Raw genomic sequence first — 13,055 nt, forward strand, 5'->3', positions numbered from 1 at the left:
AAATCGAACATTCAAATCATCAAATCAATTAAACACAATAAAAGCATCATCAAATCTTCAAATCGTCACATTTTCAAATCAATTAAACATGCAGCCAAATATACAAGCCTTAACCCCAACACATTGGAAAGATTACGAATTGATAGATTGTGGAGATTTTGAGAAATTAGAAAGGTTTGGCGATGTAATATTGATAAGACCAGAACCCCAAGCCGTATGGAGTAAGTTACTGCCGGAAACGGAATGGCAAAAACTGCATCATATTAAATTCAAAGGAAGGTCGGCTACTTCTGGCGAATGGGTAAAAAAGAACCCTAAAACACCAGACCGTTGGCACATAGAATATAAAAATGAGGATGTTAAAATTAAATTCCGTTTAGCTTTAACTTCTTTTAAACATGTCGGTATTTTTCCAGAACAATCTGTAAACTGGGATTTTATCTCCTCCTCCATCAAAAAATTTAAAACGCCTAATCCTAGGGTATTAAACTTATTTGCCTACACAGGTGGTGCATCTTTAATTGCCAAAGCTGCCGGTGCAGATACCACACATGTTGATTCTATTAAACAGGTGGTAAGTTGGGCAAATGAAAATCAAGAAATTTCTGAATTAAAAGATATCCGTTGGGTGGTTGAAGATGCTTTAAAGTTTGTGCAACGCGAATTAAAGAGAGGGAAAACTTACCACGGAATTATTTTAGATCCTCCGGCTTATGGCCATGGCCCAAAAGGCGAAAAATGGAAGCTAGAAGATTTAATAAAAGAAATGATGAGAGATGTGGTTCAGTTATTAGACCCTCAAGAACATTTCTTGATTTTAAACACTTATTCTTTAGGCTTTTCTTCCATAATTGTAGAGAATTTAATTAGAGGAGCTTATCCGCAAGTGCAAAATTTAAACATTGGAGAACTATATTTGAAAGGCCGTAGCGGAATTAACTTACCATTAGGGGTTTTTGGTAAATTTAGTTTATTTAATTGTTGAAATCTTTTGTAAAAAACACCAATAGTTAGTCTTAATTTTCACCATAAATAATTCAGAATGTTAAATCATAATAAATACATCTTTTTGCCGCAATTGGTAATTGTAGCAGCTTTGTTTTGCGCTTGCAATGGTACAGATGGTAAAACTTCACAATCTGCTTCGGGTGGAAAAATAGATTCTTCCAATGTAGAAAATGTTGGACAAACACAGGAAGATATCACTAAACCAGTTGATTCTGCAAAATACTTTCAATTACAAAAATATTTAGCTAATGGCGATACCACCGGCAAATGGCCAGTAAAAAACGATGTTTTACCAATTGATGGCGCTATTTTACCTTTTAACAGAATTATTGTTTACTACGGTAACCTGTATTCTAAAAAAATGGGTGCTTTAGGAGAGTATGCTCCCAAAGAAATGTGGAAAATGCTACATGCCGAGGTAGCTAAATGGAATAAGGCAGATACCGTAATTAAATCAATTGCTGCAATCCATTACATTGCAACAGTAGCAAGTGGTACACCAGGCAAAGATAATTATTACATTAACCGCATGCCAGATAGCCAAATAGATTCTGCTTTAGCTATTGCTAAAATGCACAATGCCATTGTGTTTTTAGATATTCAGGTTGCTTTAAGCACCATACAAAAAGAATTACCAAGGTTAGAAAAGTATTTAAAAATGCCGCATGTACATTTAGGTATAGACCCGGAGTTTTCTATGAAAACCGGCGACAAACCAGGTAGAAAAATAGGATATTATGATGCTGCAGATATAAATTACGTAACCGGATATTTGGCTAAATTGGTAAAGGAGAATAATTTGCCTGCTAAAATATTGGTGGTACATCGTTTTACGCAAGGAATGGTAAAAAATTACCAGGATATTAAAAAGCAAAAAGAAATTCAAATTGTAATGCACATGGACGGTTGGGGCGAACCTGAATTGAAAAAAGGGACTTACCGTCATTATTTATACAGAGAGCCAGTGCAGTTTGTAGGTTTTAAAATATTTTACAAAAATGATTTGAAAAAAGCACCTAACAGGTTGATGACTCCTGATGAGTTAATGAAACTAACACCAAAACCTATCTATATTCAATATCAGTAAGGTTATAAATATTATTTTTAAAGCGATTTGGTTAAAACTGAATCGCTTTTTTTTGTGCTAAAAATTAAACTGAATTTTAGATACTAACATTCTTCCGCGTAATGGGTATTGAAAAGTTGTTTGTGTTTCTAAGGAAGAAATTGCCACTTCATAATTTTTAATATTAGTGATGTTTCTTACCTCAAGTGAACAGTCTATACGATGTTTTTTAAATTTATAAGTACTCTTAAAATCAATAAAACAATAGTTGCTATTTAAACCTCTGTTATTTTTGTTATTGAAAACAGATGAGTTAGCTTTAAAATATAATCTCTCGGTTGCGGTGTAATATACATCCATTTTATGTTGCAAATTACTTGTTTTTATTGGTGCTAAACTGGCTGCTGTTTGCTCTGGTTTGTTGGTATAATCAAAGTATTGAAGCTCGTAGTCATAATTTAATTTATCACCTATTTTACCGTTCCATTTTGCGCCAACTACATTCGATTTACTGGTAAAAAGGTAAAGCTGCGCATTATTAAATTGGCTTCTATCCGCTAAATTTTGGCTGTAAGATAGCGTTACCGATGATCTTAAATCATAAAAATATTTACTAATATCTGCCGAGAAATTGAATGTAGTTTGTTGGTTGTTCAAATTTATGGTTCTATTAAAAGATAAATCTCTACTAATTTCACCTACACTTATTGTATTTAAATTGTTTTTCTGATACAGCGTAGAGAAGTTGAAAAATATCATTTTAATAGGGTTTTTATAGTTCAATATAAGTCCTGTAATATGTTTTTTTGTTATAGTAAACACCTCTTTATTTTGTGACAGAGAACGATAATTATTTAGTACAATGCCTTCATAAGCTTCTGATAACCTACCTGCTGAATTTGTTTTGATATAATATAAATTAGCAGAGATTCCTTTGTCTCTTTTATATCTTATATTAAAATTATGATTAATTAGCAGTCGGTTGTCATTTAAGTCAGATTGGAAATTTGCATCTGTCGCTTCAATTATTTGATACCTTAAAGGAACTTTTGCCGTAATTCTAAAATCCCCTTTTTTCCATTCAAATTCTGGCTCTAAAAATATTTTGTACTCGTTCCATCTTAAATCATTAGCAGAAGAATCGGGTTGCAACATTTGCATACTTTCATCAATAGCTTGTAGCGAAGTTTTAAATTTTTGAAAGTTAGCAGATGTTCCTATTTTGTAACTTTGAATGATATGTTTACCTCCTTTTTGCAAAGTGATATAGTTGTTGGTAAAAAAGGTAGGAATATTTACTGTTTGATTTATTTGAGTTAATAAATCATCAGTTACAAATAAAGAATTAAATCTTCCGCTATCAATAGAAAAGTCTTCTGGTTTATTTTCAAAACTTAAGAAAGAATAGTATTGTACAAGTAATTTTCCTTTAGGTGTTTTAAGTTGATCAAATTCATTTGAGAAACTAAAATTTTGTGCGGTATAACTTTGCGAATTATTAAACTGATTGGCTAAAATATTTGAATTTGCATCCTTGTTGAAATACACAAAAGAAGTTTTATTATTTAAATAATAATCACTTTTGTTTTTATAAATAATGATATCACTGTACAAATTTTGTGGCAAAACTGACTGGTCTATTTGCTCAGTATAGTTTATTAAGTTATTTGGCAGTAAAATGTTTATTTGGTTATTTGCCTCTTGTTTTCTTTGGTCATACTCATAATAAACTTTAGACTTTAAAACCACATCTTGTTTTAATTTCCATAAGTTGGCACTTGTAGCTAAACCAGAATGGTTAAATAAATAACGATCTTCACTAATGGGTATTTTAGCATTACCGCCTATACTTAACGCCGAATTTGGAGAAACATAGCCTCTTTTTGCATTTTCTTTAACCTCATTTAATGATAAAATATCGTTACCCAAAGAATTTGCAGTATTATTAAACTTTACAGAATGAATTGCTTTATAATTATTTTTTAAAGAAATCAAATTAGCTTCCTCTTCGTACAAATTTGGTAAGCCTGCACCAATATCTGCCCTGCCAAATAATTTTAATTGAGCCTTATTTTTAAATGTGAGGTTAATGTCAACATCATCACTAAAAACTTTTCCTTCTAAAGCTTTTATACTTTGGTGATTTTCTAAAATTTGTATTTGGTTTACCACATCATTTGGTAATGTTTTGGTAGCTAAATTATACTTGCTTTCCAATAAATCATCTCCATCCAAATACAGTTTACCTACATTTTGCCCATTAAATTTTAATTGCCCATTATCTGCTACTGTAATTCCGGGTATTTTTTTTAAAACATCGCCAATGGTTCTATCTTGTGCAGTGGCAAAATCATCTGCTCTATAAGTGGTAGTATCTCCTTTAAATTTAACAATAGGTTGTTTGTTCTTAACAATTACTTCCTTTAGTTCAAATAGCCCTTCTTCTAAAATAAAATGATATTCAGATTGGTTTGTAGCAATGTTAATTATTTGAGTAACATAACCCAAAGCCTGTACCTTTAATAAAAAGTTTTCTGAGGTTTTTTGTTTTAAAGCGTAGTTAATTTGAAAACTTCCATCTTTATTGGTTTCACTAAAAGCCACAATGGTAGAATCTGATTTTTGCAGCAAAAGTACAGAAATACCCGCTTGCTTAACCTTTTTGTTATCTGTTACTGTGCCTTTAATGATGGATAAATCTTGTGCGTTTAAACCTTCTATAAAACAGATAATTAGGCTTAAAAAACCTGATAATAGTAAAGTTTTATAGGAAGGGAGAATTTTAACCATAGATAGATTTTGCAATGTTATTCAAGTAATAATATTTTACCTTATTTTATTGGATGGTATAAAACTTTACAGCCTCTAAAGGAAAATTAATCATCTTTTTAGGTAATAATGGGTTATGATGGCTAAGAGGAGAATTGTTAGGTAAGGTAGTTTTTAAACCAAACTTTTTATCTATATAACCTATTGGGTCATCTTGAATTGATTTTGACATTTTCACATAGCTATCCCAGCTAATTTCTTCAAACTTCGTGTCGAAAAAAGTTGTTTCCGACGAATTAGCGATAGATTCAAAACTTGTTAATGAAAATTCTATTCTATTAGTAATATCTTTAGCTTCGATAATTAATCCAGGTAACCCAACTAATTTCCAAGGTCCGGCTTTAAAAGGTAGGTCTTTACAAAACCAAGCAGTAAAATTTCTTCCATGAAACTCGCCTACTGCTTTCTGACAATTCAAATTGCTTATTATTTTAGTTTCTGATTGAATATTCCATACTATATTTTCAAAACTTCTTTCAACATAATATTTACCTACTATGGAATTTGTTGCGCTAAAAATTTTCTTTTGTTTAAAATTAAAAAATATTTGTTCGTCACTAAATCTTTTTCCACTAGGTGGACTCATAGATTTAGTTTTCTTAAAATTTGCATACATTATTGAATCTTGGATTTGCCTATCCAAGCTTTTATAAAGCGAGGTGTTTTTACCGAGCAGTAAAATATAATTTTCTGATATGATTAATGATGTGTTGGCAGTATCATAATTATGTGTTAACGTATATTTAGCTTTAGCAGTGATGTTTTCTGGAGTTTGTGCGATTAATTTGACACAGAACATTAAACTGAATAAGTAGAGTGTCATTTTTTTCATAGGTAATTATCAAATTAAATACTAATAGTTAAGAATTACATTGAGTTAATTTATTGTTGTATAGTATAAAATTCTAATGCCTCTAAAGGGAAATTGAAAGCTTTTTTTGGCATTAGTGGATTTTGTGTAGGAATTGGTTTACCGTTAACAGAAGTAATTACGGCACCAATCCTTTTTTCTGTAAATCCTTTTGGGTCATCCTGATAGGCTTTAGCTAGTTTTTTATACTCGTCCCAAGTGATGGTGCTGAGCTTTTTGTCCCAAATTGTTGTTTCTTGGCTATTACTAATGTTCTTGAAAGAAATCAATTCAAACTTAATTCTATTGGTACTGTCAATTGCTTCTAAAATTAACCCAGGTAAATTATTTAATTTCCAAGGCCCTGCATTAAATGGCAACTCTAGCGTAAACCAAGCTGTATAGTTTCTTCCATTAAAATCTCCCACTGCTTTTTGTGCTTGGTAGCCAGCAATTACTTTATTTTCGGGCAAAATTTCCCATTTAATTTTAGGATTACTGCGTTCTACCATATAGTTACCTACAAGTAGGCTTGTAGTTGTAAATAGTTTTTGTTCTAGTTTATAAAAATAAATCTCTTCTCTATTTGCTTTCCTTCCTTGTGGCGGTGCCACAGCTTTTGTTCTGGCAAATTCAGCCCTCATGATAGAATCTTGAATAAATTTATCATAGCTTTTAAAAACAGAACTATTTTTTCCAAGTAGTAAGTCGTAGTTTTCTTGTGTATTCAAAGTTGTATTAGTGGTATCATAATAATGGGTGAGCTTGTACCTCGCTTGCGCTATTATGTTTTCTGGGGTTTGTGCAAATAAGTTCGCACTTGATAATAGGCTGAATAAGTAGAGTGTTAGTTTTTTCATAGACAATTCTCAGTTTAAATAAAATATTAACAGTGAAGTAGTATGTCGAGTTAGCTTATTATCGTATTGTGTAAAAATCAAACGCTTCAAGTGGGAAATTTATGGATTTCCTTGGCAACATAATGTTAATATGATTTGTAGGAGCGTTCTTTGAAGTAGTTGTAATTTTTCCTCCAAATTTTCTTTCTGCAAATCCAAGAGGATCATCTTCAATTGCTTTTGCTAATCTTTTAAATTCTTCCCATTCTATTAATTGGCTTTTTTTACTCCAAAAAATTTGTTGATTTGAAGTAATGCTATTGTTTTTTAATTCTATTAACTCAAACTTTATATTTCCGGTAATGTCTTCAGCGTTAACTATTAATCCTGGAAGTCCGTTTAATTTCCAAGGACCTAGTTTAAACGGTGTATCCTTAGAAAACCAAACTACGTATTCCCTCCCATGAAAATTACCTGTAGCTTTTTGACATTTTAAGCCTAAAATTACTTTAATATCTGGTAAAATTTTCCAATTAATGTTAGGGTAGCTTCTTTGAACAACATAATCTCCCATAATCCTTGAAACTTTAACAAACTGTTGTTTGTTTGAAGTAAATGTAAACACCTCTTCATCACTTGCTCTTCTATTTATAGGAGGCATCATTATTTTACTTTTGTTGTATTCAGATTTCATAATTGAATCTTGAATACTAATTTCATGACTTTTATAGTGAGAAGAATGCTTTGACATAAATAAATCAAAAACTTCAACATTAACTTTTCCAATTCCGGAGGTGTCATATTGATGAGTAAGTTTATAGGAAGCAATAGCTAAAACTGAATCTTTTGATTGAGAATAAAGTAATGTTGGTAATAGTGTAAATATTAAATAAATAGTTTTATTTTTCATAAGTCAATTTCTTAGTTTAATAATTCTGCTAAAGCTTGATTAAAGCTTTAGCAGAATATGTTAGTTAAATCCGCAGAGTACAAAATCTTCCCACATCCACAAATCAATTTCGTCGTTACCTCCTATTGCATCGCCACAGTACATATATCCTTCCCCACAACTTGTCATACCAGCAACGCAATCCACTTCGTCCTCTTTTTGAAGAGGAACATTTTTTAGAGCTTCTTTTAAATGCTTTTTATCTAGATCATTATTAACCTCTTCCGCAAAAGAAACAGCACTCAAACCTACTAGCATAAATGTTACAATAAATACTTTTTTCATTATTCTTTAATAAATGTTTTTCTCCTACTCTTTAGCTTTTCGGATTCAGCTAGGTAAATTTTTTTCTGGCCAGATGATTAACCTATAACAAACTTAATTATAGGTATTTACAAAAAAAAACATTTTTTAATAAATAAATTTATTAAAAATACAGTTAATTAAATAATCTTATAAAAAAAAATAGACATTTTTATTTCTATTAACTTAATATTTTTAGATATTGTGAATGAGTTTCATCTCCAGTAATTTTTTTTTCTCTTTTATATTATCTTAGCCACATGAAAATTGGGATTATAGGATTAGGAGACATGGGAAAACTGTATGCCCTTACTTTTGCTAAAGCAGGATTAAGTGTACAAGGTTGTGATTTACCCGATAGATTTGACGCATTAAACCAAGAACTTTTAACACAGGGTGTAACTGTTTTGAAAGGTGCCAATGAAGTTGCCCAAACCAGCGATTTTATATTTTACGCCGTGGAGGCAGAAAAAATTGCGGATGTAGTTGCCAAAACAGCTTTATCTGTTAAAAAAGGCGCTTTAGTAACGGGTATGACTTCTGTAAAAACACCAGAAGTTGCTGCATTTGAAAAATACTTAAACCACGATACCGAAATTATACTTACCCACGCTTTGCATGGACCAGGTTTTTCCACCAAAGGACAAAAACTAATAGTTGCGCCACATCGCATCAGTGCAGATAATTACCAGAAAGCTTTAGAAATTTTAAGACTATTAGAGTCAGAAATTATAGAGTTAGAAGATTACCATCAGCATGACCAAATAATGGCCGATACGCAAGCTGTTACCCACATGGGTTTTGAAAGTATGGGTACCGCTTGGAAAAACGCAGGAACTTATCCTTGGGAAAGTGGCGCATATGTATCGGGGATTGATAATGTAAAAATTTTAACCACTTTACGCATATTTAGCTATAAAGCACATATTTATGCCGGTTTGGCGATATTGAATCCGTATGCATCCAAACAAATACAGGCTTATGCCGCTTCAGAATCTGCTTTATTTAAAATGATGATTCAGGAAGATGAGCAAAATTTTAGGGAACGTATTTATAAAGCCAGAGATTTTGTTTTTCATGGGCAAACTAATTTAATTTTGTTTGATGATGCCATCATGAAAGAGTTTAGCATTGGCACTAACCAAGCATTAGAAAAAGCAAACTCTCACTTAAGTTTATTAGCTATGGTTGATGCTTGGCATCAGTTAAATATAAATCCTTACGATAATATGGTTTGCCAAACGCCGCCCTTTAAACTGCGTTTGGGTATTGTAGAATACTTGTTTAAAAACGATGATTTATTGGAGCGAACTATTGAAGCAGCATTGTACGATAAAAGCATTAGGGGCGATGATTTAGAGTTTCATACCGCAGTAAGAGAATGGGCTTCTTTAATCCATTATAAAGATATGGAGGGTTATAAATCGCACTTTATGCAAGCCAAAACTTTCTTTGAACCATTGTTAGAAAAGGGGAGGGCGCAAAGTGCGGAGTTGATAAAAAGGTTATCTTCGTAAAGGTAAATTAGAAAATTGCCAATAAGTCTTCAGCTTTATGCCTTCAGCTTTTTGCCTTCAGCTTTATAAGCTTTCAGTCTTCTAACCCAGCCTTTTCATTAATAGTTCTTCAACTTTTTTAAAGAATTGCAAAGGTTTTAACTGTCGCCAATTTAGCTCGTCAAGCTCACCACCAAAATTGATGTAATAATCTATATTATTAGTTTTAAATTCATCAATAACGTGTTGCCTAAAGTTTACACCAGCAATCCAGCCGTCCTCAATTTCTTGAAACCATTCTTCGTAATAACAATCATCAGAAGTATGAAAGTTTAAAATGTTTTCGCCAATTAAAATAAACTTATCAATCCCTTCCCCCATAACCGACTCTAAAATCTCTCTTTTCAACAACATAATGTCATTATCAATAGCATCATTCCATTCGCCAATTAATTCAATAATGGCATAATTGCGGTCATAGTCAACAAAAATAATTTTTAGGTATAAAGTATTTGAGCCAAAGAAATCCCACTGTGGGTGTAGTAGGTAATTGTAAATTTGTTTATCAAAACTAAACTCGTTGTATTGGGTTTCATAAAACGGAGAACGCTCATCTTCTGCCGCTATATAATCATCTCGCCATTTAAAATACGGCTCTATTTCATGCATATTTTTTCTTATTGTAAGCTTGCCAAATAGGCTTCAACCGCTTTTCTAACACTACCAAATTGATCTAAAAGTTTTGAAGCAGTTTTTTCATCAACATCAATTTCTGCCATAATCATTTTAGTTCCTCTGTTCACCAGCTTTGTATTTGTTAACTGCATATCAACCATTTTATTGCCTTTAACACGTCCTAACTTTATCATTAAAGTAGTGCTAATCATGTTTAAAACTAATTTTTGTGCAGTTCCGGCTTTCATTCTTGTGGATCCGGTAAGATATTCGGGACCAACAATTACTTCAATTGGGTATTGGGCAGCTTTGGCAATTGGGCTATTTTCATTACAAACTATGCAGCCTGTTAAAATGCCCTTTTCGTTGGCTTTATTTAAACCACCTATTACGTAAGGCGTTTTTCCAGATGCAGCAATCCCTAACAAAACATCGTTAGCGGTAATATTGCATAATAATAAATCTTTCCAAGCTTGTTCTTTATCATCTTCGGCGTTTTCTACTGCTTTTCTTATGGCAGTATCACCACCAGCAATAATCCCAACAACCATGCTTGCAGGCACACCAAATGTTGGAGGGCATTCAGATGCATCTAAAATCCCTAATCTACCACTTGTGCCAGCACCTATATAAAATATACGTCCGCCTTTCTGCATTTTAATTGCTGCGGCATCTACAAAAGCCTCAATTTTTGAAATTACCTTTTCAACAGCTAATGGAACAGTTTTATCTTCTTGATTAATGTTTTTTAAAATCTCTTTGGTAGATTTTTTTTCTAAATCAGTATAAGTTGAATCCTGCTCTGTAATTTCGATGGTCATAAGAATGATGTTATAAGGCTACAAAAATCGTAAAATATATACACTAAAAAAAATATTAATAATAAGCTGTCCAAATTTTCGCTAATTACCTCAGTTCGATTATTAATTTATACTTAAAGTGCTACCAATCTTACATTTGAAGTTAAACCCAAAACCGCACAAGCTTTCCTGCCCTCATGCCGGGCATTGGCAGGCACTTTTTTCCGAAAAAAGTTCCCAAAAACTCTCGCCTGCGCCTGATGCTATGAATGGAAGTGCTTTTACTTTTTTTATCTCAACCGCACCAGACAAGGGCGAATTAACGGTAATTAATGTTTGTACTTTTACTAAACGAAGGAAATTAATGCTTAATAATCAAGTTTAAGTTAATTACATTTTAAAACATCATCGAAATCATTTTTGATTGCCTTGCTTTTTATAATTGATTTTATGGAGTATTTCTATTAAATATTACCTGTGTTTTTTCAAAACTCAAATTTTAGCACACAAACGAAAATAAAAACAACAATTATGCATTATTTTCTGATTAGCAGCGTAATTATTAGTTATTTTGTATTTAAATGAACTCAAAAAACAATCACTTTTTTACTTATTTTTTAATTACAATTATTGCCGTAACATTTGGGGTTATTTTAGGTGCAACTTATCAACAAAACAGGGTTAATAATTTTCAAAATGGTTTTCCTAATTTTTCTTTTAAAAACGATGAAAAACTAGATAAAATTTTAAGAGTTATAAAAAGTAACTATGTAGATTCTGTAAATACAGATTCTTTGCAAGAACTAGCTATAAACGATATTTTAAATAGTTTAGACCCTCATACCGTTTACTTACCACCAGTACAAGCAAAAATTCAAAACGAAAGTTTAGAAGGTAATTTTGATGGCATTGGGATAGAGTATTTTGTTTTAAATGATACGCTTTTTGTAACGCATGTAAGAGAAAAAGGACCGTCAGAAAAAGCGGGCTTAAATAGGGGCGATAAAATAATTGCCGTAAACGGCGAAAGTTTAGTAGTAAAGGGGAAGCAGGCGGAGATTGTAAACAAGTTGAGAGGAAAAAGTGGAAGCAAAGTAAATGTGAGTATTTTACGTTACGGAGCAGAAAAACCACTATCAATAGATATTGTAAGAGGAAAAATTACTGTGAGCAGTATTGATGTTGCTTTTATGATTGAACCGCAAGTTGGATTTATAAAAATTAGCAGGTTTGGTGCAAATACTGCCGAGGATTTTGCTGATGAATTGAATGCTTTACAAAAAGCGGGAATGAAAAACCTAATTCTAGATTTACGAGGAAACGGTGGTGGATATTTGAATGCGGCAACTGCCTTGGCAGATCAGTTTTTAACTGATAACCAATTAATAGTTTATACCAAAGGATTGCATGAGCCCCGTACAGACTATAAAGCCACGGCTGATGGGATGTTTGAAAAAGGAAGCTTGGTGGTTTTAATAGACGAAGGCACCGCATCTGCTAGTGAAATTTTAGCTGGAGCTATACAAGATTTAGATAGAGGTTTAGTTATTGGGAGGCGTTCTTTTGGTAAAGGTTTAGTACAAGAGCAGTTTGGTTTTGGAGATGGTTCTGCCATGAACTTAACCATTGCAAGGTATTATACCCCAAGCGGTAGGTCTATCCAAAAATCTTACAGTAAAGGAAAAGAAGCTTATAAAGAAGAAATTAACCGAAGGTTTGAACACGGAGATTACACTTCTTTAGACAGCGCTTTAAATGATAGTGCTTTTGTTAATCAAAAAAATAACAAACAAATTTTTAAAACCGCAAAAGGAAGGGTCGTTTACGGAGGCGGTGGTATAATGCCGGATATTTTTATTTCTTTAGATACTTCAAAATATAGTCCTATGTATCAGAAAATAATGACGATGGGTTTAATTCAAGAATTTGTTTATGGTAAAATGACTACAAGTGTAAAAATTAATAAATTCAAGAGCTTAAAAGATTTTAGAGATAATTTTAAATTTAGTGCAGAAGATTATCAAGCCTTTTTAAATTATTGCAACAATAAAAAATTGGTTATTAATTTAAAAGATGCAACAACATCAAAATCTTTAATTGCAAGTCAAATTAAAGCCATGTTAGCAAGATATTATTACGGAGAAACTGGTTTTTATAGTGTTTACTCAATTAATGATGACTTCGTAAATACGGCCTTAAATAAAATAAAGAAAGCAGCTTAAGCTGCTTTCTTATTAAAA

Annotated in this window: 11 protein-coding genes; 4 read left to right on the forward strand and 7 right to left on the reverse strand. The window is 32.0% G+C overall.

Annotation, left to right across the window (positions count from 1 at the left end):
• Window positions 1-88 precede the first annotated feature (88 nt).
• Entirely contained in the window at window positions 89-985 is an 897-nt protein-coding gene (locus ACFSSE_RS01720; RefSeq protein WP_379040849.1) for a class I SAM-dependent methyltransferase, read from the forward strand.
• A 57-nt stretch (window positions 986-1,042) separates the two neighbouring features.
• On the forward strand, window positions 1,043-2,095 hold the full coding sequence (locus ACFSSE_RS01725) for a hypothetical protein (RefSeq protein WP_379040848.1): 1,053 nt from the start codon (window positions 1,043-1,045) through the stop codon (window positions 2,093-2,095).
• Window positions 2,096-2,152: 57 nt separating this feature from the next.
• Here the strand turns inward: ACFSSE_RS01725 and ACFSSE_RS01730 are convergent, their stop codons facing one another.
• From ACFSSE_RS01730 to ACFSSE_RS01750, 5 genes are read right to left on the reverse strand one after another with little or no spacing between them, the layout of a single operon-like run.
• On the reverse strand, window positions 2,153-4,864 hold the full coding sequence (locus tag ACFSSE_RS01730) for a hypothetical protein (protein WP_379040847.1): 2,712 nt from the start codon (window positions 4,862-4,864) through the stop codon (window positions 2,153-2,155).
• A gap of 46 nt (window positions 4,865-4,910) precedes the next feature.
• On the reverse strand, window positions 4,911-5,735 hold the full coding sequence (locus tag ACFSSE_RS01735) for a GLPGLI family protein (RefSeq protein WP_379100672.1): 825 nt from the start codon (window positions 5,733-5,735) through the stop codon (window positions 4,911-4,913).
• A 50-nt stretch (window positions 5,736-5,785) separates the two neighbouring features.
• On the reverse strand, window positions 5,786-6,613 hold the full coding sequence (locus tag ACFSSE_RS01740; RefSeq protein WP_379040843.1) for a GLPGLI family protein: 828 nt from the start codon (window positions 6,611-6,613) through the stop codon (window positions 5,786-5,788).
• Between the two features lie 58 nt (window positions 6,614-6,671).
• Window positions 6,672-7,502 (reverse strand): GLPGLI family protein, encoded by an 831-nt coding sequence (locus ACFSSE_RS01745; RefSeq protein ID WP_379040841.1) that lies wholly within the window; start codon window positions 7,500-7,502, stop codon window positions 6,672-6,674.
• Window positions 7,503-7,562: 60 nt separating this feature from the next.
• Window positions 7,563-7,826 (reverse strand): hypothetical protein, encoded by a 264-nt coding sequence (locus ACFSSE_RS01750; protein ID WP_379040840.1) that lies wholly within the window; start codon window positions 7,824-7,826, stop codon window positions 7,563-7,565.
• A gap of 278 nt (window positions 7,827-8,104) precedes the next feature.
• On the opposite strand from ACFSSE_RS01750, the gene ACFSSE_RS01755 reads away from it, so the two are divergent.
• Window positions 8,105-9,361 carry a prephenate dehydrogenase/arogenate dehydrogenase family protein gene (locus ACFSSE_RS01755; RefSeq protein ID WP_379040838.1) on the forward strand — a complete coding sequence of 419 codons (1,257 nt, stop codon included), beginning with the start codon at window positions 8,105-8,107 and terminating at the stop codon, window positions 9,359-9,361.
• Between the two features lie 81 nt (window positions 9,362-9,442).
• Here the strand turns inward: ACFSSE_RS01755 and ACFSSE_RS01760 are convergent, their stop codons facing one another.
• Window positions 9,443-10,009 (reverse strand): hypothetical protein, encoded by a 567-nt coding sequence (locus tag ACFSSE_RS01760; protein ID WP_379040836.1) that lies wholly within the window; start codon window positions 10,007-10,009, stop codon window positions 9,443-9,445.
• A gap of 8 nt (window positions 10,010-10,017) precedes the next feature.
• Window positions 10,018-10,836, reverse strand: a complete 819-nt coding sequence (murQ, locus tag ACFSSE_RS01765; RefSeq protein ID WP_379040835.1) for an N-acetylmuramic acid 6-phosphate etherase — start codon at window positions 10,834-10,836, stop codon at window positions 10,018-10,020.
• 560 nt (window positions 10,837-11,396) lie between these two features.
• Here murQ and ACFSSE_RS01770 point away from each other — a divergent pair.
• The gene (locus tag ACFSSE_RS01770; protein WP_379040834.1) at window positions 11,397-13,037 is read left to right on the forward strand and encodes a S41 family peptidase; all 1,641 of its coding nucleotides are present in this window, start codon (window positions 11,397-11,399) and stop codon (window positions 13,035-13,037) included.
• Window positions 13,038-13,055: the final 18 nt, after the last annotated feature.

This window comes from Pedobacter alpinus (assembly GCF_042684645.1).
GTDB lineage: Bacteria > Bacteroidota > Bacteroidia > Sphingobacteriales > Sphingobacteriaceae > Pseudopedobacter > Pseudopedobacter alpinus.

Excerpts from the sequence above, each read along its gene's own strand:
- ACFSSE_RS01720 (WP_379040849.1), top strand. The coding sequence starts at position 89 with ATGCAGCCAAATATACAAGCCTTAACCCCAACACATTGGAAAGATTAC.
- ACFSSE_RS01725 (WP_379040848.1), top strand. The coding sequence starts at position 1,043 with ATGTTAAATCATAATAAATACATCTTTTTGCCGCAATTGGTAATTGTA.
- ACFSSE_RS01730 (WP_379040847.1), bottom strand. The coding sequence starts at position 4,864 with ATGGTTAAAATTCTCCCTTCCTATAAAACTTTACTATTATCAGGTTTT.
- ACFSSE_RS01735 (WP_379100672.1), bottom strand. The coding sequence starts at position 5,735 with ATGAAAAAAATGACACTCTACTTATTCAGTTTAATGTTCTGTGTCAAA.
- ACFSSE_RS01740 (WP_379040843.1), bottom strand. The coding sequence starts at position 6,613 with ATGAAAAAACTAACACTCTACTTATTCAGCCTATTATCAAGTGCGAAC.
- ACFSSE_RS01745 (WP_379040841.1), bottom strand. The coding sequence starts at position 7,502 with ATGAAAAATAAAACTATTTATTTAATATTTACACTATTACCAACATTA.
- ACFSSE_RS01750 (WP_379040840.1), bottom strand. The coding sequence starts at position 7,826 with ATGAAAAAAGTATTTATTGTAACATTTATGCTAGTAGGTTTGAGTGCT.
- ACFSSE_RS01755 (WP_379040838.1), top strand. The coding sequence starts at position 8,105 with ATGAAAATTGGGATTATAGGATTAGGAGACATGGGAAAACTGTATGCC.
- ACFSSE_RS01760 (WP_379040836.1), bottom strand. The coding sequence starts at position 10,009 with ATGCATGAAATAGAGCCGTATTTTAAATGGCGAGATGATTATATAGCG.
- murQ (WP_379040835.1), bottom strand. The coding sequence starts at position 10,836 with ATGACCATCGAAATTACAGAGCAGGATTCAACTTATACTGATTTAGAA.
- ACFSSE_RS01770 (WP_379040834.1), top strand. The coding sequence starts at position 11,397 with ATGAACTCAAAAAACAATCACTTTTTTACTTATTTTTTAATTACAATT.